We start from the raw sequence: 23,621 nt of genomic DNA on the forward strand, positions 1-23,621 counted from the left end.
CCCCTCTCCCAAACGGGAGAGGGGTTCAGCGCGGCATCACACCAGGACCTTGCCTTCCTCGCTGATCACCGAGCCGAGATCGGCCCCCGTCTCGCCGAGATAATCCGACAGGAGCATCTCGTTGTGCGCCTTGCCGGACGGGATCATCGGGAAGCAGTTCTCGGTCTTGTCGACGATGCAGTCGAAGATCACCGGGCCATCATAGTCCAGCATCTCCTGGATCGCCGCGTCGAGGTCGCCGGGCTTCTCGCAGCGGATGCCCTTGGCGCCATAGGCCTCGGCGAGCTTCACGAAGTCCGGCAGGCTCGCCGAGTAGCTCTCGGAGTAGCGCGAACCGTGCAGCAGCTCCTGCCACTGCCGCACCATGCCCATGTACTCGTTGTTGAGAATGAAGATCTTGACCGGCAGGCGGTACTGCACGGCGGTCGACATCTCCTGCATGTTCATCAGGATCGAGGCCTCGCCCGCGATGTCGATCACCAGCGCGCCCGGATGGGCGAGCTGGGTGCCGATCGCCGCCGGCAGGCCATACCCCATGGTGCCGAGGCCGCCGGAGGTCATCCAGCGGTTCGGCTCCTCGAACTTATAGTACTGGGCCGCCCACATCTGGTGCTGGCCGACCTCAGTGGTGACGTAGGTCTCGCGGTTCTTGGTCGCCTCGTAGAGGCGCTGGACCGCGTATTGCGGCTTGATGGTGGTGCCGGAGGGCCAGTAGCCGAGGCATTCGCGCGCCTTCCAGCCGTTGATCTTCGACAGCCACTCGGTCAGCCGCCCCTTGTCGGGCTCCGGCGTGACCGCCCGCCACTCCTTGAGCATGTCGGCGAGCACGGAGGCGCAGTCGCCCAGGATGCCGATATCGGCCTTCACGTTCTTGTTGATCGAGGAGGCATCGATGTCGACATGGATCTTCTTCGAGAACGGCGAGAAGGCGTCGAGGCGGCCGGTGATGCGGTCGTCGAAGCGCGCGCCGATGCAGATCATCAGGTCGCATTCGTGCATGGCGAGGTTGGCCTCGTAGGTCCCATGCATGCCGAGCATGCCGAGGAACTGCGGGTCCGACCCCGGATAGGCGCCGAGGCCCATCAGCGTCGAGGTGATCGGAAAGCCCGTGGCGCGCACGAGCTCGCGCAGGAGCCGCGAGGCTTCCGGGCCCGAATTGATGACGCCGCCGCCGGTGTAGAAGACGGGCCGGCGGGCCCCCGCCATCAGGGCCACCGCGGCGCGGATCTTCGCCAGATCGCCATGGATCGTCGGCCGGTAGGTCTTGTGGCCGTTCTCGACCGGGCGGCGGTAGAGGCCGCTCGCGAACTGGATGTCCTTCGGCAGGTCGACGACGACGGGGCCGGGGCGGCCATGCGAGGCGACGTAGAAGGCCTCGTGCAGGATGCGCGGCAGGTCCTCGATCGATTTGACCAGATAGTTGTGCTTCGTGCAGCTGCGCGTGATGCCGACCGTGTCGCATTCCTGGAACGCGTCGGAGCCGATGAGATGCGTCGGAACCTGGCCGGTGATGCAGACGAGCGGGATCGAGTCGAGGAGCGCGTCGGTGAGGCCGGTGATCACGTTGGTGGCGCCGGGACCGGAGGTGACGAGGACGCAGCCGACCTTGCCGGAGGAGCGCGCATAGCCCTCTGCGGCGTGCACTGCGCCCTGCTCGTGGCGGACCAGCACGTGCTTGACGCTGTCCTGGTGGAAGAGCGCATCGTAGATCGGCAGCACCGCCCCGCCCGGATAGCCGAACAGCGTGTCGACGCCCTGATCCTGCAGGGCCCGGATCACCATCTCGGCACCGGTCATGACCTCGCCTGCACCCATCATCCTTCTCCCTTGCACCGGTCTCGTCTCGTGCAGCGGTCCGTTCAGGCAACAAAAAAGGGCCCCGAAGGACCCTGCATGCGCCACCGCCGGGCACACGGGCTATCTCAAGCCCGCCCCGTCCGTGGCGCCCACCCTACAATAAGAACCGCGCGCATGCCGCGTCGAACCTTCCCGAAAAAGTGGCGCGGACCCTACGCGCCCGGATCCCGGCGGTCAACCGGAAATCCGGTCCGTCTGGTAACCGGATCGCCTTCGACTTTGGGGGCAGGACGGCGGCGACGGTTGGATTTCTCCCGCCCGCCCCTATCTGGGCCGCAGGTTCAGGTTTCACTCAGGGTCAACACGATGGCGGGGGCAGCGGCCTTCCTGGTGGTCGACGTCGCCGGCACGGGCTGCGCAGTGCCGCGCGAGGCGGTGCGCGAGATCCTGCCCCTGCCCCGCCTGTGGCGCCCGCCCGGCGTGCCGGCCGCCCTCGCAGGCTTCTTCAATCTCGGCGGCGGCGCGGTGCCGGTCTTGGACCTCGCGGCACTGTTCGGGCTGTCGCCGGGGGCCGACGCCGGCCGTCCGATGATCTACCGCCACCTCCTGCTCGTCGGGGAGGAGGCGCCGCTCGCCCTCCTCGTCGACCGGGTCACCGATCTCGTCACGGTGGCGCAGGATTGCGTGACCCCGGTGGCGGCGGGCACGGCGCTCAACGGCTGCGTGGCGGCGGAGATCCGCCTCGGCGAGCGCCTGCTCCACGGGCTCGACGTCGCCCGGATCCTCCTCACCGAGGAGCGCGAGCGCCTCGACGCCCAGACCCGCGCCGCGCAGGACCGTCTCGCCGAATGGGCCGCCTGACCCCGCGGGCGCCGACGGACGACCCGGCCTTCGCGACGCTGAAGGCGGCGATCGTCGCGCGCACCGGCCACCATTACTACGCCGACAAGGACGACCTGCTCTGGGAACGGCTGCGGCCGCGGCTGCGTGCGGCCGCCGCGCCGGATGCGGCGGCCTATCTCGCCGTGCTGCGGGAGTCGCAGGCCGAGTGGGAGGCGCTCGAAGCCGAGATCACCATCGGCGAGACCTTCTTCTTCCGCTACGCGGAGCAGTTCGCGGCCCTGCGCCGCACAATCCTGCCCGAGCGCATCGCGGCCCAGGCTTCGGCGCGGCGGCTGCGCATCTGGAGCGCGGGCTGCTCGACCGGCCCCGAGACCTACTCGATCGCCATCCTGCTGCACGAGCTGCTCGGGGAACGGCTGCCCGAGTGGCGCATCGCGCTCACCGGCACCGACATCAACCGCGACGTGCTGGCGGTGGCGCGCAAGGCCGAGTACGGCGCCTGGGCCCTGCGCAGCCTGTCGCCCGAGGAGCGGGCGCGCTATTTCCGCCGCGGGACGCGCGACAACACCGTCGCGCTGCGCCCGGAATTCCGCGGCCTCGCCCGCTTCGAGCCGCAGAACCTGCTCCATCTCGTCGACGGCACCGCCTCGCTCGCCTTCACCGACTACGACCTCATCCTGTGCCGCAACGTGCTGATCTACTTCCACCCCGATACGGTGACGGCCGTCGTGCGGGCGCTGGCGAGCCGGCTGCGCCCCGGGGGCTGGCTGCTGCTCGGCCATGCGGAGCCGAACCCGGCCTTCGCCGAGATCCTGCGCCCGGTGAGCCTGCCCGGCACCGCCGCCTACCGGCGGCCGGAGGGCGAGGATCCGGAGCCCCCGCCGCCCGACCCCGCCCCGCCGGAACCGGCCGTGCCGGCCCGGGTCCCGCCGCGCCCCTTGCGCGCCCCGTCCCGCGCCGGGACGGGGCACGCCACCCCGCCGCGCGCCGTCCCGGCGCGGATGCCCTCGCCCGGCCCGGCCCGGCCACCCGACGGGGACAGGCTCGCCGCCGTGCGGGCGCTCGCCGATGCGGGCGACCTCGATGCGAGCTGGAATGCCTGCCGCACCGCCCTCCAGGCGGAGCCGACGGATGCGCGTCTGCGCTTCTACGAGGGACTCCTCGCCCGGGCGCGGGCGCGACCGGAGGAGGCCGAGCGTGCCTTCCGCGGCGCGGTCTACCTCGATAGGGGCTTCGTGATGGCCCATTACCACCTCGGCCTGACGCTCATCGCCGCCGGCCGGGTCGAGGCCGGGCGCCGCGCGGTCGCGAATGCGCTGCGACTCGCCGCGGGCCTCGCCGCCGATGCCGAATTGCCGGAGGGCGACGGCCTCACCGCGGCGCGCCTCGCGGATGCGGCGCGGCCCCTGCTCGACGGGGTGACGGCATGACGGGCTCGTCTCCGCGACCCGCCGGACCCGTGCGGCCGGACGCCGAATCGGCGCTCGGCGCGGCCCGGATCGAGGCGCTCCTCGACGCGCGCAGCCGCGCGCTGGCGGAGCGCGGCCGGGCGCCCGCCGAGACGCGCGCCCGGCGCCGCGTGCTCCTCTGCCGGCTCGGGCCCGAGCGGTTCGGCCTCCCCCTCGGTGCCGTGGCGGAGGTGGCGCCGTACCGGGCCTGCACGCCGGTCCCCGGCGCGCCCCCCGCCCTTCTCGGCCTGTCGGGTCGGGGCGGCGCGCTCCTGAGCGTCATCGATCTCGCGACCGTCCTGAACCTGCCGGCCCCGGCCTCGGACGGGCCGGCCCACCTCGTCGTCCTGCGGCGGGAGAGCCCGCGCATCGGCCTTCGCGTCGAGCGAGCGCTCGCCGTCCTGGACGCGCTCGTCGAGGACAGCCCCGCGCCGCCGGGGCGGCCCATCAGCGGCCATGCCCGGGCGGGCGCGGAGGATGCGGAGGGCTTCGCCCTCCTCGACCTCCAGGCCCTGCTGCAACCCTTCCTCGGTGCCGCGCCGAGAGCCTGATCCCCCTGTCCTCCGGAGCCTGTGACCAGCGTGTCGATCTCGATCGGGAACCGCATCCTCCTCGGCTTCACCGCCGTCATCTTGGTGATCCTGGCGCTCGGCCTCTACGCGCTCGCCCAGATCGGCGAGGTGCGCCGCTCCACCGACCTCATCGTCAGCCGCGACCTCGCGGTGATGCATCAGCTGGAGGGCATCCGGGAGGGGCAGCGCCGGATGAGCGACCTGCACGACGAGGCGACCACCCGCTTCTTCCTGCGCGCGCTCAACCGCGAGGTCCCGGCCAAGGAAGAGCCGACCATCGGCTGGCGCCGGGCCGCATCCGCCACCGAGACGGCGCTCGCGGGCGCGATCACCAACGTGAACGAGTACCGCACCCAATCCCAGTCGGCGGAGCGCGCCGCCGCGTGGCAGCGCATCGGCGAGATCCTCACTGCCGCGGGCGTGGAGCTGCGCGGCATCCGCACCACCACCGAGCGGCAGTTCCAGGCCCTCGACGCCAGCGACCTCGCGACCGTCCAGAGCGCGGAGACGGCCCTCGAGCAGGCGAAGGAGAGCTTCGTGCGCACGATGGCCTCGGCCCGCGAGGCCCTGGACGAGGCCATCGCGGCGGGCCAGCGCCGCGTCGGGGAGGTCTACGAGGAGAGTCGCATCTCGACCATGGCGGCGCTCGCCACCTGCGTGGTGATGGCGCTCGCCATCACCGGGCTGATCCGCCGCTCGGTGTCGCGGCCGCTCGAGAGCGTGATGGCCTTCGTCGGCCGGATCGGCGAGGGCGACCTCACGGGCCGGATCGCCGACGCGAGCCGCGACGAGTTCGGGCGCCTCGGCAGCGTGCTGAACCAGATGGTGGAGGGCCTGCGCCAGCTCGCCAGCCAGAACCGCGCCGCGACCGCGAACCTCAATGCCGCCGCGGCGGAGATCCGCGCCTCGGCCCAGGAGCAGGCGGCGAGCGTCGAGGAGCAGTTCGCCGCCGTGCAGGAGACCGCCGCCACCGTCGACGAGATCACCCATGCGGGCGCCCAGATCGGCAAGCGCGCCCAGGAGGTCATCGCCACCGCCCAGGCCACCGCCCAGACCTCGCAGGCGGGCCTGCGCGCCGTCGACGAGACGGCCCGCGCCATGGATGCCATCCGCGAGCAGAGCGAGGCGGTGGCCGGCAACATCGTGGCGCTCAGCGAGAAGACCCAGGCCATCGGGGAGATCATCGCCACGGTCAACGACGTCTCGGAGCGCACGCATCTCCTCGCCCTCAATGCCGCCATCGAGGCGGCGGCGGCGGGCGAGTCCGGCCGCAGCTTCGCCGTGGTGGCGAGCGAGATGAAGGCGCTCGCCGATCAGGCCAAGGAATCCACGGCCCAAGTGCGGGCGCTCCTCGGCGACATCCAGCGGGGCATCAATTCCTCCGTGATGCTGACCGAGGAGGCCGTGAAGCGCGTGGCGCTCGGCAAGGAGCGCTCCGACACCACCCACGCGACCATCGAGGAGATCACCGCCCGGGTGCAGGAGAGCGTGCAGACCTTCCAGCAGATCGTCGCCTCGACGAACCAGCAGCAGCTCGGCATCGAGCAGGTGATGGGCGCGCTCCAGAACATCCGGCAGGCTAGCCAGCAGACCGCCGCCGGCACAAGGCAGGTGGAGACCGCGGCGGCGAATCTCAGCGAGCTCGCGACGGCGCTGACCGCGCTGGCCGAGCGGTACCGGCTGTAGGGACGGCCGGCCGAGGAGGCGCCCGGATGGATCTCCGCGCCATGCTGCTCGCGGCCTTCGAGGCCGAGCACCGGGAGCATCTCGGGGCGATCCGGGCCGCGCTCGCCGCCGCCCGGGAGGGAGGCAATGCGGATTGGAACGACGTCTTCCGGCGCGCCCACAGCCTGAAGGGGGCGGCGCGCGCCTGCGACCTGTCGGCGATCGAGGAGATCGCCCATCGGCTCGAGACCCTGTTCGACCGCATCGTCGAGGGGGCGCATCCCCTCGACGCGGCGACGCTTGCCGCCGTCACCCTGGCTCTCGACCGGATCGAGGGCATGGCGGCGAACCTCGCGGAGACGCCCGATCCGCCGCTGCCGCAGGACGCGGCGGCGGCGCTCGACCGCTGCCTCGCCGCGGAGCCGGCCGCTCCCCCGGCGCCCGAGGCGCTGCCCGGCCCCGAGGCCCAAGCCCCCGCCGTCCCGGAGCCGGCGCCGGAGCCCGCTCTGTCGGTCCTGCGCATCGCCAGCGACGACGTCGAGGGGCTGTCGCGCGCGGTTCACGGCCTTGCGCTTGCGCTCCAGGGTCAGGACGAGATCGGCAGCACCCTGGCGGCGCTCGACGCCGATGGCCGCTTCCTGAGGCGGACCGCCGATGCCCTGCGGGAGCGCTCCGGCGAGGTGGCGGCGCTCGCCCGCCGTCTGCGCGAGGCGGGCGATCCGGGGGCCGGGCTGCTTGAGGCGACCCTCGACCTCGTTCGCCGGCTCGACGGCGAGATGCGGACGATGGTCCGGGGCGTCTCGGCCCTCACCCGCGACCAGCACCGCAGCGCGGGCGCGATCGAGCTGGCGGCCCGCCGCCTGCGCGAGGATGCCGACCGCCTGCTGCTCGTGCCCGCCGAGACGGTGTTCGGCGGCTACGGCCGGATGGTGCGCGAGATCGCCCGGGAGGCCGGCCTGCCCGTGGAGGTGAAGCTCCAGGGCCTCGACCTGCCGATCGACCGCGGCCTGCTCCAGGCGCTCAAGGATCCGGTGCTGCACCTCCTGCGCAACGCCGTCAGCCACGGGGCCGAGCCGCCGGAGGAGCGCCGCGCCAGGGGCAAGCCCGAGGCGATGACCGTCACCCTGACCCTCGCGGTCCGGGGCGGCGACCTCGTGCTGAACGTGCGCGACGACGGGCGCGGCCCCGACATCGCCCGCATCGTCGAGACGGCGCGCCGGCAGGGGCTGATCGCCCCGGACGCCAGGCCGACCACGCGGGAGGCCCTCGGCCTCGTCTTCGTGCCGGGCTTCTCCACCGCCGACAAGGTCGACCGGCTCTCGGGGCGCGGCGTCGGGCTCTCGGTGGTGGCGGAGGCGGCAGCGCGGCTGCGCGGGCGGGCGCGGCTGCGGCGGGCCCAGCCCTCCGGAGCCGATGTGGTGGTCGTGGTGCCGCTCTCGGCGGCCCGCCGGCCACTCCTCCTCGTCGAGGCGGGGGGGCAGGTCTACGGCCTGCCGGGCAGCGCCGCGGCGCGGCTGCTGCGGCTGCCGGCTGCCGAGATCGCTCCGGTCGCCGGGGTGCCCTCGGCCCGCCTCCCGGTCGATGGCCGGGACGTGGTGGTGCCGGTCGTTCCCCTCGCAGGCCTGCTCGGAGGCGCCACGGCCCTGCCGGTCGAGGAGGGATGGGTGCGGGCGGTGCTCCTGCGCAGCGGAACCGACCTCTGCCTCGCCGCCGTCGACCGGCTCGTCGACGTGCGGGCGAGCCTCGTCGGGCCGGCCCCGCCGATCGGGGCCGAATCCGGGCTGTTCTCCGGCACGGTGCTGCTCGGCGAGGAGACCCCGGCCCTCGTCCTCGACCCCGCCGGCCTCGTCGCCCGGGCGGGCGAGATCTCCGGCCGCCTCGCCGCTTCGCCCGCCCCGGCGGCGCCCGGGGCGCGCAAGCGCCGCCCCACCATCCTGGTCGTGGACGATTCCATCACCACCCGGACGCTGGAGAAGAGCATCCTGGAGGCGCAGGGCTACCGCGTCTTCGTCTGCGTCGACGGTGAGGACGCGCTCGACCGGCTGCGGCGCGACGGCCCGGAGGTCGATCTCGTGGTGGCCGACGTCGAGATGCCGCGGCTCGACGGCTTCGGGCTCCTGCAGGCGATCAAGGCCGACCCGGGCTTGACGCGCCTGCCCGTGATCCTGATGACCTCGCGCGGCGACCCCGCGGACATCCGTCGCGGTCTCGATCTCGGCGCGGATGCCTACATCACCAAGCAGAAGTTCGACCAGCGCGAACTCCTCGACACGATCGGTCAGCTGCTGTGAGTGCTCCCGCCCGCCCCCTCCCCGTGTCATCGAAACCGACATGCGTGGCAGCCGCCCCGCTCCTCATGCTGAGGCGCGAGCGGAGCGAGCCTCGAAGCACCTCTGAACGGAAACCCAAGGCTGGGTCGCTGCTTGGAGCACCGATCGGGCGTGCTCCGAGGCCGCCTGCGGCGGCACTTCGGCATGAGGAGCGGGGCGGCTGCCACGACCGGGTGATCCGCCTGCCCGTCTCGTCCCCACCGCACGGAAGTGCGCCGTGACCGCACCCGTTCGCGTGATGCTGGTCGAGGATTCCCTCGTCGTCCGCCAGCTGCTCGCCCACATCGTCAGCCGCGACCCGCGCCTCGCGCTCGTCGCCGCCGTCACCTCCGGCGAGGAGGCTCTGCGGGAGATCCACCGCGTCCAGCCGGACGTGATCTCCATGGATATCCGGCTGCCCGGCATCGACGGGCTCGAGACCACGCGGCGGATCATGGCCGAGCGGCCGACGCCCATCGTCGTCATTGCCGATGCGGTCGAGGATTCCTCGCTCAAGATCTCCATGAATGCCTTGCGGGCCGGTGCGCTGAGCGTGGTCGAGAAGCCGGTCGGCACCGGGCACCGGGCCTACGCGGCGGTGGCGGACGAGATCTGCACGCAGCTGCGCATCATGAGCGAGGTGCCGGTGATCCGCCGCCGGGCGATCGGCGCGGAGCGGGAGCGCCCGGCGCCCCCCGATCTCCCCGTCCGGCCGGAGGGATTGGGCGCCCTGCCGAGCCTCGTCGCGATCGCGGCCTCGACGGGGGGGCCGCCCGCCTTCGCGCGGCTGCTCGGCGCCCTGCCGGCCGACTTCCCGGCGCCGATCCTCCTCGTCCAGCACATGGGCGCCGCGTTCATGGACGGGTTCGCGGCCTGGCTGAACGGGGTCGTGCCCCCGACCGTCGCGATCGCTGAGGACGGTGCCCGGCCGCTGCCCGGCCATGTCTACGTCGCGCCCGGGGACCGCCACCTCGAACTCGGACCCGGCGGGCTCATCGCCCTGTCGGACGGGGCGCCGGTGGGAAGCCAACGCCCCTCCGCCACCACGCTGTTCCGCTCGGTGGCGCGGCATGTGGGCCCGCGGGCCCTCGGCATCCTGCTCACCGGCATGGGGGAGGACGGGGCGGCGGGCCTCCTCGACATGCGGCTTTCCGGCGCGCTCACCATCGCCGAGCACGAGAGCTCGGCGGTCGTCTACGGCATGCCGGCCGCCGCCGTGCGGCTCAAGGCCGCCGGATCGGTCCTGCCCCTCGACATGATCGCCCCACGCCTCCTGCGGGCCGTCCAGCCTGGGGTCTTCCGGTGAGCGGCACGGTGCAGGGGACCGCCCCGGCCCGGATCCTCCTCGTGGAGGATTCCGAGACGCAGGCGCTGCAGCTGCGGCTGCTTCTCGAAGCGAGCGGTTTTGCGGTGACGCGCTGCGCGACCGCGGAGGCGGCGCTCGACGCCCTCAATGCGGGGCTGCCCGACCTCGTGGTGGCCGACTACCACCTGCCCGGCATGAACGGCGACGAGCTCACGCGCAAGATGCGCCTGTCCCTGCGCACCCGCGCGACGCCGGTGCTGATGCTGACCGAGGCGCAGGGGCGCGACGTGGAGCGCCAGGGGCTGGAGAGCGGCGCCGATGCCTACGTGCCCAAATCCGCCGACCACGACCTCCTGGTGCTGCGCATCCGCGCGCTGCTGCGCGAGCGCGGCACGGTCGGCCCGCAGGATTCCGCCCATGGCGGTGCCTTCCGCCGCGCCCGCCTGCTCGTGGTGGATGCGAGCGCCACCTACCGGGCCTACCTCGCCGGCCTGTTCGGCCAGGAAGGCCACGCGGTCGTGGCGGCGGACGGCCCGGACCAGGCGCTCGCCGCCCTCGCGGCGCCGGAGGCGTCCTTCGACTGCGTGACGGTCGACCTCCTCTCCTCGGCCTATGACGCGATCGCCCTGTGCCGCCGCATCGCGGCCCTGCGCGGCGATCCCGGCGGCAGCCCCGACTTCTACCTCGTCGGCATCGGCAGCGCCGCGGCGTCGGGCAAGGATCTTCTGGTCCAGGCCTTCTCGGCGGGCGTCGACGACGTGGTGCCGAAGGGCGCCGAAGGGGAGGTTCTGGCGATCCGCGTGCGCACCCTCGTGCGCCGCAAGCTCCTGGAGGAGGACAACCGCCGCGTCGCCGACGAGATGCGCCAGCACGAGCTGGCGGTCGAGCGCGCCCAGGCCGAGGCCGCGGCCGCGGAGGCGAAAGCCGCCCTCGCGGGCGCCCTCGAACAGGCCAACCGCGACCTCGCCGACGCCAACCGCCAGCTCAAGGACGCCCAGGCCAAGCTCGTCCAGGCCGCCAAGATGGCCTCGCTCGGCGAGCTCGTGGCCGGCATCGCCCACGAGATCAACAATCCGCTCGCCTTCATCCTCGCCCATCAGGGCACGGTGGAGCGCCTGATCGGCGAGGTGGCGAACGAGGCCGGAGACCTGTCCGGCGAGGCGAAGGCCGCCCTCGCCAAGGCCCGCGACCGGATCGGCTCCATGCGCCTCGGCCTCACGCGCATCCAGGACCTCGTCGTCAACCTGCGCAAGTTCTCCCGCCTCGACGAGGGCGAGCTGCGCAGCGTCAACGTGCCGGAGGCGATCGAGACCGTGCTGGCGCTGATCCAGCACAAACTCGGCACCCGCATCACCGTCGAGCGCCGGTTCAAGGGCGAGCCGGAGATCTGCTGCACCCCGGCCCTCCTCAACCAGGTGGTCATGAACGTGATCGGCAATGCGGCGGATGCGATTCCGGGCGAGGGCCGCATCACCATCGAGACGCGCAGCGAGGCCGGCAACGACGTCATCCGCATCAGCGATACCGGCCCCGGTGTGCCGGAGGCGCTGCGCGAGCGGATCTTCGAACCCTTCTTCACCACGAAGCCGGTCGGGTCCGGCACCGGGCTCGGCCTCGCCATTGCTTACAGCGTGGTCCAGGCGCATAGCGGCACTATCTCGGTCGAGACGGCGCCCGGCGGCGGCGCGTGCTTCGTGATCAGCATCCCACGGCGGGCCGCATGATCGCGGGCGAGGCGAAGCATCGGATGGGCATGGACAGGGGTGCCGCGCGAGGCACGATTCTCGCAGTCGACGACGAGCCGGACATTCTCGTTGCCCTCGAAGATCTGCTCGAGGACGAGTACCGGGTCCTGACCGCGGGCCGCCCGGCCGAGGCGCTGGAGATGCTCGCCGCCGAGCCGGACGTGGCGGTGATCGTGTCGGACCAGCGCATGCCCGGCATGACCGGCGACGCGCTGCTCTCCCGCGCCCGCGAGATCAGCGACGCGCAGGCGATCCTGCTCACGGGCTACGCCGACCTCTCGGCGGTGACCTCGGCGCTCAACCGCGGCGGCATCACCGGCTACGTCACCAAGCCCTGGGACCCGGTGCTCCTGCGGGGGACCGTCCGGGCCGCCTTCGACCGCCACCGTCTCGCCCGCGATCTCGCCACGGAGCGCGCGCTCCTGCGCGGCCTCCTCGATCATTCGGGCGATGCGATCGCGTTCAAGGACGCGCAAGGGTGCTTCGTACGCCTCAACGCCGCCAAGGCCGCGCGCCTGGGCGCGAGCGTCGAGGCCTGTCTCGGCAAGCCCGAGAGCGCCTTCCTGCCCCGGGACGCGGCCGCGGCCGTCGAGGCTGCGGACCGCGCTGCGATCGAGAGCGGCCAGCCCGTCGAGGCCACCGTGACGGGCGGCACGGCGGCCGCTCCCTCCTGGGCCCAGATCGTGCGCGTGCCGATCCGCGACGCGGCGGGGACGCTGCTGCACCTCGCGACGATCGAGCGCGACGTCACCGAGCAGAAGCAGCTCGAGGCGCGCCTGCGGCAGGCCGACAAGATGCAGGCGCTCGGCACCCTGGCGGGCGGCGTCGCGCACGACTTCAACAACCTGCTCACCGCCATCATGGGGAGCCTGGAGCTGGCGCTCCCGAAGGTGGCGGGCGACGCGCGGCTCTCGCGGCTGATGACCAACGCCGCGCAGGCCGCGCAACGCGGCGCCGCCCTGACCAAGCGCCTCCTGAGCTTCAGCCGCCAGCGGGAGCTGCAGGCGCGGGTCGTCGACCTCAACGGCGTGATCCGCGGCATGGACGACCTTCTCGGGCGCAGCCTCGGCGGCTTCGTGCAGGTCGATCACGACCTCAGCCCCGACCTCTGGCCGGCGCGGGTGGATCCCGAGCAGCTCGAACTCGCGATCCTCAACCTCTGCATCAACGGCCGCGACGCGATGCCGGAGGGAGGAGTCGTCACGATCTCGACCCGCAACGTCAGCGTGACGGGCAGCCCCGACCCCGACCTGCCGGACGGCGACTACGCGGTGATCGCGATCGCCGATACGGGCACCGGCATCCCGCCGGAGATCCTCAGCCGGGTGTTCGAGCCCTTCTTCACCACCAAGGCGCAGGGACAGGGCACGGGGCTCGGCCTCGCGATGGTGTTCAGCCTGCTCCAGCAATCGGGCGGCACGATCCGCATCGACAGCGAGGTCGGCCGCGGCACCCGGGTGGAGCTCTACCTGCCGCGCTCGCGCGACCCGCTCGATGCCGGCGAGGGCAACGGGCCGGATGCCGTCCCGGTGCGCCGCCGCCGGGCCCGGATCCTCGTCGTCGACGACGACCCGCAGGTGCGCCACGTCACGGCCTCGTTCCTGAGCGGCTTCGGGTACGACGCGATCGAGGTGCCCGGCGCCGAGGCGGCGCTCGCGCGGCTCGGCGCCGAGCCCTTCGACCTCGTGGTGGCCGACCTCGCCATGCCGGGCATGACCGGGCTCGACCTTGCCGAAGCGGTGCGGGAGCGCTGGCCCGCCCTGCCTTTCCTGATCGTCACCGGGCACGCGGAGGCCGCCCGCATCCCGCACGCCTACGCGGTGCTGGAGAAGCCGTTTCCCTCGACGGAGCTCGGCGCCCGGGTGGCCACTCTGCTGGCGGAGGCGCCCGAGCGCGGGTAGGGTCTGTCATCCGCCATCCGGTCGATGGCTTCGCCATACGGATGGGGGCCCGCTCAGCGGGCGCGGAGCAGAACTCCGCGCCGCGCGGGCTTGATGATCCGGTCTCCGAACGAAGCGGTCGCAGACCGGATCACAGGGTTTCCGCCCCCTCCCACTTTCCCGGACGAGTGCAGCGTCAGCGGAATGCGACCCGGGACAGGGAGAGCGGGCAACAGCAGGCCGGGCGAGACGATCATCGATGCGGGTGCGATGGCCGGCTCCTGAGGAGCTGCCGTCGCCTACAGCTTCGATGGATCGAACCAGACGCAGTTCCGGGCGATCACCGCGAAGTTGACCTCCGAGCGGGTGGGCTGCGGCAGAACCTGGCCGTCGATCGCCACGGTGGTCTGATTCGAGGTTGTCCCGTCGCCGAAGCTCTGCGGCCGCGTGACGTAGCAATACTGCTTCTCGGGCTTGGCCTCGTCGCCCTTGAAGTTCCAGCCCGTCACGATGGAGCCGTCGAGATAGGGCACGGTCTTGAACACGGTGAAGCTCGTGCGGATCGCCGTGGTCGCCGGCGCCTCCGACTTGCCCTGGTTGGTGGTCAGCGCCGCGACGTCCGGCCGTCCTCCCCCCTTCGGCAGGCCGCCCTCGAGGCGCAGCGTGTTGTCGGTGAGCGTGACCTCACCCTTGGTCTTCAGGGTCACGTCGCTGAGCGCCGTGGTGAGCGCGGCCGCGAGCTTGTCCGCCGCACCCTGCACCTCGTGCATGGAGGCGTAGCCGTAGAAGGCCGCCCCGGCGCCGATTCCGGCAAGCGCCGCGAAGCTGCCGAAGCCGAGCGCCCGGAACAGGAAGGCGCGGGCTGCGACGATGCGGGCCTCGGCGCGCAGGCGGCCGTTGACGTGCTGGGCGAGCGCCACGTTCTCGGGCGTGCCGGGGGCGAGATAGCTCACGGTCTCGGCCTCTCGATGCGGTCGTCATCCCGGGCCGGACCGGCCGGTGGAGGGGATCCATGCGGGCGGCGCTGGTCGAGCGGGATCGCGAGGCCCGCGGCGATCGCCTCGCGCACGGCGCGCTGGGCCGAGTCGATCTGCCCAGCGCTCTCCGCGAGCTGGTTGAGGAGGAGCGGCACGCCCTCATGGTGGAGCGCGGCGCCGAGATCGTCCTCGTCCGCGTAGGTGCGACGCACCTGCACCGCGCAGAGGGCGAGGAGCGTCGAGGCGAAGGCCGCGCAGACGGCCGGCGCGAACACGAAGACGCGCAGGAAGGCGTGGACCTGCTGGTCGGTGACCTCGATCGGATCGACGCCGTAGACCATCGCCGTGAAGGAATGGAGCTGCGAGCGCCGCACCGCGTCCCGGTATCTCACCTCGGCCTCGGTGACGCGCCGGTCGGCGGCGCCGCGGTCGAGCTCGGCACGCGCCGCGCGGGATTCGGCGAGGTTGCGGGCCACCACCGTCCGCTCGTCGCCCACGCTCTTCAGGCTGCCGGCGATCGTCGCGGTGCGCGGATCGGTGACGCAGCGCAGATACGAGTAGCGCTTGCCCCGGCTGTTCGTCCCCGAGAGGCGCTCGCAGCGCTGGCCCGGCAGACCGGCGAGCTGGGCCGAGGCTTCGCTCGTGCGCTTCTCCAGCGCCTGGGATTCGGCGGTGTACTGGGCGACGCGGGCATCGGCCTGGGCGATCCGGGTGTCGAGGCTGGCGCGGTCGGCCTCCGCCTCCTTGAGCACCGAGCGGGCCTTCGACGCCTCGGCGAGGCGGGGATGGAACATCATCTCGCCGAGCTGCGACACCGACTTGGTGGTCACGCCCGCCGCCATCACGATTCCCGCGACGGCGAGACTCTTGATCAGCCAGCCGCGCTGCACCCGGATGAGGATGCCGAGCGGCACGCGGCAGAGCTCGATCGCCGCGTAGACGACCGGCGCCAGCAGCATGAACCAGAAGCTCTGGTCGTTGCGGTCCGCGTAGGTCTCGGCGAAGAACCACGCGCCCGCGAGCGAGGTGCAGATCACCAGCGCCTCGACCAGATAGGCGATGGCCACGTAGCCCCAGCGGATGCGGTAGCCCTTCTCGACGGCGCGTCTCTGCTTCCAGGCGGCGGTCTCGTCGCTCCAGGCGCGTTGCTCGCGGGCGACGATCCGGTCCGGGGGCTTTCTCAGCAGCATCGACGCTCCTCGCACGGGCGCACCGGCGGCCGCGGAACCGGATTTCACCCCGTGCTACGCGACCGCACAGGTACTCAACCCATGCTATGCGGCCGTTTTGCGCCGAAAATGCGCCCTGGACGATCCCTCCGGTTGCAATCCCTCGCGCCACTCGTGCGGTTCTACACGGGATTCGATGGAGGCGGCGCCGTCGTGGCCGACCTGCCCTATGATCACCGCTTCCGGCCCCGGCGCCCGGCGGCGCCGAGCCATGATCCACTTCAGCGAGGGCCCGCATGTCGGACGACCGCTACCACAAGGACCGCCTCGGCAATCGCCGCCTGCATCCCGAGACCCTGATGGTCGGCTACGGCTACGATCCCGCCCTGTCGGAGGGTGCGGTGAAGCCACCGGTCTTCCTGACCTCGACCTTCGCCTTCACCTCGGCCGAGCACGGCAAGGCCTTCTTCGACTACGTCTCGGGCCGCCGCGAGCCGCCGAAGGGCGAGGCCGCCGGGCTCGTCTATTCGCGCTTCAACCACCCGAACAGCGAGATCGTGGAGGACCGCCTCGCGGTGTTCGAGGAGGCGGAGAGCGCGCTCCTGTTCTCGTCGGGCATGTCGGCCATCGCCACGACGATCCTGGCCTTCGCGCGGCCGGGCGACGTGGTGCTGCATTCCCAGCCCCTCTACGGCGGCACCGAAACGCTGATCGCCAAGACGCTGTCGGGCTTCGGCATCGGGGCGGTGGGCTTCGCCAACGGCACCGATCCGGCCTCGGTGCGCGCCGCCGCCGCGTCCGCCCGGGAGGCGGGCCGGGTCAGCGTGGTGATGGTCGAGACGCCCTCGAACCCCCTCAACACGCTCGTCGATCTCGCGCTGGTGCGCCGGGTCGCCGACGAGATCGGCACCGCGCAGGGCGCTGCCGCCCCGGTGGTGATCTGCGACAACACCCTGCTCGGCCCGCTCTTCCAGCATCCCCTGCGCCACGGTGCCGACATCTCGGTCTACTCGCTCACCAAATACGTGGGCGGCCATTCGGACCTGATCGCCGGCGCGGCCCTCGGCTCGGCCGCGCGGATGCGGCCGGTGCGCCTGCTGCGCTCGGCCATCGGCACGCAGCTCGACCCGCATTCCTGCTGGATGATCGGACGCTCCCTCGAAACCCTGACGCTGCGCATGAGCGCCGCCAGCCGCAACGGCGAGCAGGTGGCGGCGATGCTCCGGCGACACCCGAAGGTCACGCGGCTCCACCACCTGTCCCATCTGGAGCCGGGCTCGCCCGCCGCGCAGGTCTATGCGGCGCAATGCACCGCCCCCGGCTCGACCTTTTCGTTCGACGTGGCGGGCGGCGAGGCGGAGGCGTTCCGCGTCCTCAACGCGCTGCAGCTGTTCAAGCTCGCGGTGAGCCTCGGGGGCACCGAATCCCTCGCCTGCCACCCGGCCTCCACCACCCATTCGGGCGTGCCCAAGGAGGTCCGCGACCGCCTTGGCGTCACCGATGCGACGATCCGGGTCTCGATCGGCATCGAGCATCCGGACGACCTGATCGCGGATCTCACGGCGGCGCTCGCGATCCTGGAGTAGAAAGAGCGCGCCGCTCGCCCGGCGTCACGGCCGCAGCCGCTCCGTCGCGGTCCGCAGGTGCCGGGCGATGCGGTCGCGCAGCTCGGCCGCGAGATCCCCGGCGCGATCGAGCGCGGTCGCGAGCAGGCCTTCCGCCTCCGCGTCGAGAGCGTCGAGACGGTCGAAGGCCTCCGCGCGCGCGAGGAGCTCGGCCGCGACCTGCTTCGGATCCCGCACGAGCCAGCCGAAATGAAAGGTGTCGCCCTCCGCGGCGTAGCGCGTGCCGACGGGGAAATAGTATTTCGCCGCGTGGCCGGAGACCCCGTCGATCAGCGCGAAGTTGGCGTGAAGCCGCGGCATCCAGTTGAGGCCGATCAGGCGCCGCCCGGGAGCGGCGAAGGCCGAGGTGTGGAAGGCCGAGCCGGTCGAGCCCATGACGATCCGGTGGGTCGAGAACAGCCGCACCTGGTCGGCGAAGGGCAGCGTCTCGGGAGAGACGATCTCGACGCCGCGCCGGTCGAGTTCCTCCACGATCGCCTCCTCGTTGGCGATGCGCGCGATGCCGGAGGACAGCCGCGTCTTCGACAGGTAGACGGGCCGCTCCAGCCGCTCCCCATCCCAGAAGGAGCGCCCGACGGCGCGGCACAGATCACCAAAAACCCGGTGCACGAAGGCCTGCTCCTTGAAGGCGGGATCAGGCACCAGCAGGCGCGGCAGTCGCATGGGCTGGTAGAAGCAGGAGACATCCTCCGGCCGAACCCCGAGCTGCCCCAGGATGGCGGCAGCGTAATCCGCCCCGCCGGCGGGCACCGGCGTGAAGGCGAGGAGCCGGGGACGGGGGCCTTCCCAGACGAGCAGAGGCCAGAGGCGCGCGAGCGTATCGACGATGAAATGCCCGTAATGGGGCGCCAGGGCACCGACGAATAGGTAGGTCGCCTCCGGGGCGGGCTCAGGCGGCGGGAGCGAGGCCGAGGTCCCATCGCCCGCGCCGGCGATCCGCTGCCCCCCGGCGAACACCCCCCAGCGTCCCGCGCCGTCGGGCGGCGCATAGATCGCGTCCTCGATGATGCGCAGGGCCGGCCGCGCCTCGACCAGCGTGCTTTCGCCCCAGAGTTCGCGGCACCGGCGAAGCCTGCGTCCCATTCCTCGCTCCATCCGCTCCCCATCGCACAGTTTCGCGAATGTCGCGAACCGACCGAAAAGGTGCCGCACCCGCCCTTTCCGCTTGCCCCGGCGCCCCGGCTCCCCAAGATGACGCAGCCCCCTCCCCCGACGAGAGAGATCGACCGGCCCCGATGACCGACCCCGTGGTCTCCGGCGCTTCCTACAAGGAAGCCATCCTGTTCCTGGTCACGGCCGGCGTGGTGGTGCCGCTGTTCCATCGGCTGCGGATCAGCCCGGTTCTGGGCTTCATCGGGGCCGGGGCCCTGCTCGGACCCTCGGGGCTCGGACGGCTGACGGATTCCGTGCCCTGGCTCGCCAACATCACCATCGCCAACCGCAGTGAGATCGCGCACCTCGCCGAACTCGGCGTGATCTTCCTGATGTTCATGATCGGCGTGGAGCTGTCCTGGGAGCGGCTGCGCATCCTGCGCCGGCTCGTCTTCGGCCTCGGCTCGCTGCAGGTGGTGGTCTCGAGCCTGCTGCTCGGCGGGCTCCTCCTGTGGCTCGGCGTCAGCCCGACGGCCGCGGCCCTGGTCGGGCTCGCCCTCGCCCTCTCCTCCACGGCCGTGGTGCTGCCGGTGCTGGCCGAGCAGAAGCGGCTCAACACCCCGGCCGGCCGGGTGAGCTTCGCGGTGCTGCTGTTCCAGGACCTCGCGGTGGCCCCCGTTCTGTTCGCCATCGTGGTGCTCGGGCGCAAGGACGGCAATGCGATCGGCGGGCTCGCCCTCGCGCTCGGGCAGGCGGTGGTGGCGGTGGCGCTCATCGTCGGGGCCGGGCGGCTCGGCCTGCGCCCGCTCTTCCAGCTCGTGGCGCGCACCCGCAGCCCCGAGCTGTTCATGGCCGCCTGCCTGCTCGTGATCGTGGCGACCGCCCTCGTCGCGGCGGCGAGCGGGCTGTCGACGACGCTCGGCGCCTTCGTGGCCGGGCTGCTGCTCGCCGAGACCGAATACCGGCGCGCCATCGAGGCGACCATCGACCCGTTCAAGGGCCTGCTCCTCGGCGTGTTCTTCGTGTCGGTGGGCATGAACCTCGATCCGGCGCAGCTCGTGAACGCCCCGGCTGCGATCCTGGGGCTCGCCCTTGCGGTGATCCTGCTCAAGGGCGCGGTGATCCTCGCGCTCGCCCGGGCCCTGAAGCTCTCGCGGGCGGTCGCGGTCGAGACCGCGCTGCTCCTCGGCGCGGGGGGCGAGTTCGCCTTCGTGCTGATCGGCAGCGCGCTCGGGGCGGGCCTCGTTCCCGAGGGGCTGGGTCAGGCGGCGCTCATCGTCACCACGGTCACCATGGTGATGATTCCCGCGCTGGCCGCGCTCGCCCGGCGGCTCGGGGGCCGCATCGACCGCAGGGCCCTCGCCCAGGAGGTGACGGCCGAGCCGCCGCCCGAGAAGCAGCAGGGGCGCGTCATCGTGGCGGGCTACGGCCGGGTCGGGCGCCTCGTGGGCGAGATGCTGGCGCGCCACAAGGTGCCCTATCTCGCCCTCGACATGGATGCGGCGCGGGTTTCCGAGCAGCGCCGCCTCGGCAACCCGGTCTATTTCGGCGATTCGGCCAATCCCGAGCTGCTGCGCCGCTGCGGCATCGCGAGCGCGCGGGCCCTCGTCGTCACCCTCGACGCCCCGCGTTCCGTCGAGGCGGTGGTGGCGGCCGCGCGCGCCGAGCGGCCCGACCTGACGATCGTGGCCCGCGCGCGGGATGCGCGCCACGCCACGGCGCTCTACGACCTCGGGGTCGACGACGCCGTGCCCGAGACCATCGAGGCCTCGCTGCAGTTGTCGGAGGCGGTGCTGGTCGATGTCGGGGTCCCGATGGGCCTCGTCATCGCCTCGATCCACGAGCGCCGCGACGAGTTCCGCGCCCTCCTCAAGCGCAAGGAGGAGGCGCCGCCGCCGGAATTCCAGGCGCGGCGGACCGTCGGCAAGGCCCGCTGAGCGCCGCGATGACGCCGCGTTTCGGCCCCCAGCAGGAGGCGGCCCTGCGGGCCGTCTCCGCCTGGCTGCGGGCGGGGGAGCCGCAGGTCTTCCGCCTGTTCGGCTTCGCCGGCACGGGCAAGACCACGCTGGCGCGACGCATCGCCGAGGACGTCGAGGGCGGCGTGCTGTTCTGCGCCTATACGGGCAAGGCGGCCTCCGTGATGCGCCAGCGCGGCTGCTTCGACGCCGCCACCATCCACAGCCTCATCTACCGCACCCGGGAGGACAAGGAGGGCGGCCCGGCCTTCACCCTCAACCGCACGGGGCCGGTCTCGAAGGCGGCCCTCGTGGTGATCGACGAGTGCTCGATGGTGGATGCCGATCTCGGCAACGACCTCCTGTCCTTCGGCAAGCCGGTGCTGGTGCTGGGCGATCCCGCGCAGCTGCCGCCCGTGAAGGGCGGCGGCTTCTTCACCGAGGCCGAGCCGGACGTGATGCTGACGGAGATCCACCGGCAGGCGGCCGACGACCCGATCGTGCGCCTCGCCATGGCGGTGCGCGAGGGTGGGCGGATCGAGGTCGGGCGATACGGCGCGAGCGCGGTGGTGCCGCGCCGCGGCCTCTCGCCCGAGACGGTGCTCGGCGCCGATCAGGTGCTGGTCGGCCTCAACCGCACCCGCCGGCTCTACAACGCCCGCATCCGCGAGCTGATGGGGCTGACAGACCCGATGCCGGCGGTGGGCGAAAAACTCGTCTGCCTGCGCAACGACCGCACCAAGGGCCTCCTCAACGGCTCGACCTGGACCGTGCAGGCCCTGCGCGCCCCGCCCCGCCCGGATCTCGTGCGGCTCGACGTGGTGCCGGAGGACGATCCGGCGCTCCGCCGCCGCCCTCAGGACATCCGAGTGCTGCGGGCGGTGATCGAGGGCAACGAGGAGCCGATCCCCGCCATCCTGAAGCGCGAGAGCGACGAGTTCACCTACGGCTATGCGCTCACCGTACACAAGGCTCAAGGGTCGCAATGGGACCGGGTCGTGCTCTTCGACGAGAGCCACGCCTTCCGGGACCATGCCCGGCGCTGGCTCTACACGGGGCTGACCCGGGCCGCGCAGGCGATCACCGTGGTGGTGTAGCGGGCGGCTCTCCGGCGGAAGGGGAGCGCCGGAGGCGCCGCAGCGAAGCCGCCGCCGGCGAACCATCCCGATCCGGCGCCCATCGGACCCTCCGCCCGATAGACTCTCGCCCCGGAGGTGGACGAACGCCGGTGCAACCCCCACCTACGCCGTACAGCCAGCCCCATGGGAGAGATCCTTGGCGAACGACGAGGCGGGAGCAGCTCCCCGCATGCATGCGACGACGATCCTGATGGTGCGCAAGGGCGGGCGCGTCGTCATCGGCGGCGACGGCCAGGTCAGCCTCGGCCAGACCATCGTCAAGGGCAATGCCCGCAAGGTCCGGCGGCTCGCCAAGGGAGCGGTGATCGGGGGCTTCGCGGGCGCCACCGCCGACGCCTTCACGCTGTTCGAGCGGCTGGAGGCCAAGCTGGAGCAGTATCCGGGCCAGCTCACCCGCGCCTGCGTCGAGCTCACCAAGGACTGGCGCACCGACCGCTACCTGCGGCGGCTCGAAGCCATGATGCTGGTGGCCGACCGCGAGGTGAGCCTCATGCTCTCGGGCTCCGGCGACGTGCTGGAGCCGGAGGGCGGCATCATGGCGATCGGGTCGGGGGGCAACTACGCGCTCGCCGCCGCCCGCGCCCTCGAGGACCAGGATCTCGATGCGGAGTCGATCGTGCGCCGCTCGCTCGCGATCGCGGCCGAGATCTGCGTCTACACCAACGGCAACCTCGTGATCGAGAGCCTGGAGGCGGCCTAAAAGCCGCCCGACGGCCTATCACCCAGCGACCGGCGGCCCGCGGGCCGCATCCCCGGATTCCCGATGACGACCTTTTCTCCCCGCGAAATCGTCTCCGAACTCGACCGCTACATCGTGGGACAGGCCGACGCCAAGCGCGCGGTCGCGATCGCCCTGCGCAACCGTTGGCGCCGCCAGCAGCTTCAGGGTCCGCTGCGCGAGGAGGTGGCGCCCAAGAACATCCTGATGATCGGGCCGACGGGCTGCGGCAAGACCGAGATCTCGCGCCGCCTCGCCCGGCTCGCCAATGCGCCGTTCCTCAAGGTCGAGGCGACGAAGTTCACCGAGGTCGGCTATGTCGGCCGCGACGTGGAGCAGATCGTGCGCGACCTCGTAGAGGTGGGGATCGGCCTCAAGCGCGACGAGAAGCGCCGCTCCGTGCAGGCCAAGGCGGAGGCGGCGGCCGAGGCCCGCATCCTCGACGCCCTCGTCGGCCCGACCGCGAGCCAGGCGACCCGCGACAGCTTCCGCCGCCGCCTGCGCGCGGGCGAACTCGACGACAAGGAGGTCGAGCTCGAACTCGCCGGGTCGGCCACCGCCGGCCTGCCGATGTTCGAGATCCCCGGCATGCCCGGCGCCGCCATGGGTGCCATCAACCTCGGCGACATGCTCGGCAAGGCGCTGGGCGGGCAGCGGGGCCGGCCGCGCCGCATCACCGTGCGGGACGCGCACGCGCCGCTGATGACGGAGGAATCCGACAAGCTCCTCGATCAGGACACCATCATCCAGGAGGCGATCCGCGAGGTCGAGGACAACGGCATCGTCTTCCTCGACGAGGTCGACAAGATCTGCGCCCGGGAGGGCCGCGGCGGCGCCGACGTCTCGCGCGAGGGTGTGCAGCGCGACCTCCTGCCCCTCATCGAGGGCACCACGGTCGCCACCAAGTACGGGCCGGTGAAGACCGACCACATCCTGTTCATCGCGAGCGGGGCCTTCCACGTCTCGAAGCCCTCCGACCTGCTGCCCGAGTTGCAGGGCCGGCTGCCGATCCGGGTCGAGCTCGCCCCCCTCACGGTGGACGATTTCCGCCGCATCCTCACCGAGACCGAGGCGAGCCTGCTCAAGCAGGCCGTGGCGCTGATGGCGACCGAGGGCGTGACGGTGACGTTCACGGACGATGCCGTCGATGCGCTGGCCCGCGTCGCCGTCGACGTGAATTCCTCCGTCGAGAATATCGGCGCCCGCCGCCTCCAGACGGTGCTCGAGCGGGTGCTCGACGAGATCTCGTTCGCGGCGCCCGACCGCTCGGGGGAGATCGTGACGATCGATGCTGCCTATGTGCGGGAGCGGGTGGAGAGCCTCGCGCAGAACGCGGATCTGAGCCGGTTCATCCTGTAGCGGAGCACCGCGGGATCCCCTC

General features: G+C 72.2%; 17 protein-coding genes. 13 read left to right on the plus strand and 4 right to left on the minus strand.

All coding sequences use genetic code 11. The features are described 5' to 3' along the window. Positions 1 to 36: 36 nt before the first annotated feature. Positions 37 to 1,863 (minus strand): acetolactate synthase 3 large subunit, encoded by a 1,827-nt coding sequence (locus tag MNOD_RS25785; protein WP_425277517.1) that lies wholly within the window; start codon positions 1,861 to 1,863, stop codon positions 37 to 39. A gap of 300 nt (positions 1,864 to 2,163) precedes the next feature. Here MNOD_RS25785 and MNOD_RS25790 point away from each other — a divergent pair, with 300 nt between their 5' ends. The 8 genes from MNOD_RS25790 (at position 2,164) to MNOD_RS25825 (ending at position 13,586) form a co-directional block, all read left to right on the plus strand. After that, a complete protein-coding gene (locus MNOD_RS25790; RefSeq protein ID WP_015931900.1) occupies positions 2,164 to 2,658 on the plus strand; it encodes a chemotaxis protein CheW in 495 nt (164 codons plus the stop codon). Next, positions 2,646 to 4,070, plus strand: coding sequence for a CheR family methyltransferase (locus MNOD_RS25795; protein ID WP_015931901.1), 1,425 nt, complete (start codon positions 2,646 to 2,648; stop codon positions 4,068 to 4,070). Before MNOD_RS25790 ends, MNOD_RS25795 begins: the two co-directional genes overlap by 13 nt. After that, positions 4,067 to 4,639, plus strand: coding sequence for a chemotaxis protein CheW (locus MNOD_RS25800; RefSeq protein WP_015931902.1), 573 nt, complete (start codon positions 4,067 to 4,069; stop codon positions 4,637 to 4,639). Before MNOD_RS25795 ends, MNOD_RS25800 begins: the two co-directional genes overlap by 4 nt. Positions 4,640 to 4,660: 21 nt before the next feature. Then, a complete protein-coding gene (locus MNOD_RS25805) occupies positions 4,661 to 6,346 on the plus strand; it encodes a methyl-accepting chemotaxis protein (protein ID WP_043749423.1) in 1,686 nt (561 codons plus the stop codon). A 26-nt stretch (positions 6,347 to 6,372) separates the two neighbouring features. Continuing rightward, entirely contained in the window at positions 6,373 to 8,616 is a 2,244-nt protein-coding gene (locus MNOD_RS25810) for a hybrid sensor histidine kinase/response regulator (protein ID WP_015931904.1), read from the plus strand. Positions 8,617 to 8,893: 277 nt separating this feature from the next. Next, the gene (gene cheB / locus MNOD_RS25815; protein WP_050783400.1) at positions 8,894 to 9,940 is read left to right on the plus strand and encodes a chemotaxis-specific protein-glutamate methyltransferase CheB; all 1,047 of its coding nucleotides are present in this window, start codon (positions 8,894 to 8,896) and stop codon (positions 9,938 to 9,940) included. Positions 9,941 to 9,948: 8 nt separating this feature from the next. Further along, positions 9,949 to 11,664: a response regulator gene (locus MNOD_RS25820; protein ID WP_015931906.1), complete on the plus strand. Its 1,716-nt coding sequence runs from the start codon at positions 9,949 to 9,951 to the stop codon at positions 11,662 to 11,664. Beyond that, positions 11,661 to 13,586, plus strand: a complete 1,926-nt coding sequence (locus tag MNOD_RS25825; RefSeq protein WP_015931907.1) for a response regulator — start codon at positions 11,661 to 11,663, stop codon at positions 13,584 to 13,586. Before MNOD_RS25820 ends, MNOD_RS25825 begins: the two co-directional genes overlap by 4 nt. A 278-nt stretch (positions 13,587 to 13,864) precedes the next feature. Here the strand turns inward: MNOD_RS25825 and MNOD_RS25830 are convergent, their stop codons facing one another. Together MNOD_RS25830 and MNOD_RS25835 are read right to left on the minus strand one after the other, a co-directional pair. Then, positions 13,865 to 14,518 carry a hypothetical protein gene (locus MNOD_RS25830; RefSeq protein WP_015931908.1) on the minus strand — a complete coding sequence of 218 codons (654 nt, stop codon included), beginning with the start codon at positions 14,516 to 14,518 and terminating at the stop codon, positions 13,865 to 13,867. Further along, positions 14,515 to 15,732 (minus strand): hypothetical protein, encoded by a 1,218-nt coding sequence (locus MNOD_RS25835; protein ID WP_015931909.1) that lies wholly within the window; start codon positions 15,730 to 15,732, stop codon positions 14,515 to 14,517. The genes MNOD_RS25830 and MNOD_RS25835 overlap by 4 nt, the downstream gene beginning before the upstream one ends. A 275-nt stretch (positions 15,733 to 16,007) precedes the next feature. Here MNOD_RS25835 and MNOD_RS25840 point away from each other — a divergent pair, with 275 nt between their 5' ends. Then, the gene (locus MNOD_RS25840; RefSeq protein WP_015931910.1) at positions 16,008 to 17,297 is read left to right on the plus strand and encodes a cystathionine gamma-synthase family protein; all 1,290 of its coding nucleotides are present in this window, start codon (positions 16,008 to 16,010) and stop codon (positions 17,295 to 17,297) included. Positions 17,298 to 17,321: 24 nt separating this feature from the next. Here the strand turns inward: MNOD_RS25840 and MNOD_RS25845 are convergent, their stop codons facing one another. Next, a complete protein-coding gene (locus MNOD_RS25845) occupies positions 17,322 to 18,419 on the minus strand; it encodes a glycosyltransferase 61 family protein (protein ID WP_015931911.1) in 1,098 nt (365 codons plus the stop codon). Positions 18,420 to 18,571: 152 nt separating this feature from the next. Here MNOD_RS25845 and MNOD_RS25850 point away from each other — a divergent pair, with 152 nt between their 5' ends. The 4 genes from MNOD_RS25850 to hslU all read left to right on the plus strand — a co-directional run bounded on the left by MNOD_RS25850 (position 18,572) and on the right by hslU (position 23,599). Next, the gene (locus MNOD_RS25850) at positions 18,572 to 20,365 is read left to right on the plus strand and encodes a cation:proton antiporter domain-containing protein (RefSeq protein WP_015931912.1); all 1,794 of its coding nucleotides are present in this window, start codon (positions 18,572 to 18,574) and stop codon (positions 20,363 to 20,365) included. An 8-nt stretch (positions 20,366 to 20,373) separates the two neighbouring features. Further along, positions 20,374 to 21,480 carry an ATP-dependent DNA helicase gene (locus MNOD_RS25855; RefSeq protein WP_015931913.1) on the plus strand — a complete coding sequence of 369 codons (1,107 nt, stop codon included), beginning with the start codon at positions 20,374 to 20,376 and terminating at the stop codon, positions 21,478 to 21,480. Positions 21,481 to 21,691: 211 nt separating this feature from the next. After that, positions 21,692 to 22,222: an ATP-dependent protease subunit HslV gene (gene hslV, locus MNOD_RS25860; protein WP_015931915.1), complete on the plus strand. Its 531-nt coding sequence runs from the start codon at positions 21,692 to 21,694 to the stop codon at positions 22,220 to 22,222. Between the two features lie 63 nt (positions 22,223 to 22,285). Continuing rightward, complete coding sequence (hslU, locus tag MNOD_RS25865) at positions 22,286 to 23,599, plus strand: ATP-dependent protease ATPase subunit HslU (RefSeq protein ID WP_015931916.1); 1,314 nt, start codon at positions 22,286 to 22,288, stop codon at positions 23,597 to 23,599. The last annotated feature ends 22 nt before the right edge of the window (positions 23,600 to 23,621 follow it).

The organism is Methylobacterium nodulans ORS 2060, assembly GCF_000022085.1.
GTDB lineage: Bacteria > Pseudomonadota > Alphaproteobacteria > Rhizobiales > Beijerinckiaceae > Methylobacterium > Methylobacterium nodulans.

Excerpts from the sequence above, each read along its gene's own strand:
- hslU (WP_015931916.1), top strand. The coding sequence starts at position 22,286 with ATGACGACCTTTTCTCCCCGCGAAATCGTCTCCGAACTCGACCGCTAC.
- cheB (WP_050783400.1), top strand. The coding sequence starts at position 8,894 with ATGCTGGTCGAGGATTCCCTCGTCGTCCGCCAGCTGCTCGCCCACATC.
- MNOD_RS25840 (WP_015931910.1), top strand. The coding sequence starts at position 16,008 with ATGTCGGACGACCGCTACCACAAGGACCGCCTCGGCAATCGCCGCCTG.
- MNOD_RS25795 (WP_015931901.1), top strand. The coding sequence starts at position 2,646 with ATGGGCCGCCTGACCCCGCGGGCGCCGACGGACGACCCGGCCTTCGCG.
- MNOD_RS25790 (WP_015931900.1), top strand. The coding sequence starts at position 2,164 with ATGGCGGGGGCAGCGGCCTTCCTGGTGGTCGACGTCGCCGGCACGGGC.
- MNOD_RS25810 (WP_015931904.1), top strand. The coding sequence starts at position 6,373 with ATGGATCTCCGCGCCATGCTGCTCGCGGCCTTCGAGGCCGAGCACCGG.
- MNOD_RS25845 (WP_015931911.1), bottom strand. The coding sequence starts at position 18,419 with ATGGGACGCAGGCTTCGCCGGTGCCGCGAACTCTGGGGCGAAAGCACG.
- MNOD_RS25850 (WP_015931912.1), top strand. The coding sequence starts at position 18,572 with ATGACCGACCCCGTGGTCTCCGGCGCTTCCTACAAGGAAGCCATCCTG.
- MNOD_RS25825 (WP_015931907.1), top strand. The coding sequence starts at position 11,661 with ATGATCGCGGGCGAGGCGAAGCATCGGATGGGCATGGACAGGGGTGCC.
- MNOD_RS25800 (WP_015931902.1), top strand. The coding sequence starts at position 4,067 with ATGACGGGCTCGTCTCCGCGACCCGCCGGACCCGTGCGGCCGGACGCC.
- hslV (WP_015931915.1), top strand. The coding sequence starts at position 21,692 with ATGCATGCGACGACGATCCTGATGGTGCGCAAGGGCGGGCGCGTCGTC.
- MNOD_RS25835 (WP_015931909.1), bottom strand. The coding sequence starts at position 15,732 with ATGCTGCTGAGAAAGCCCCCGGACCGGATCGTCGCCCGCGAGCAACGC.
- MNOD_RS25855 (WP_015931913.1), top strand. The coding sequence starts at position 20,374 with ATGACGCCGCGTTTCGGCCCCCAGCAGGAGGCGGCCCTGCGGGCCGTC.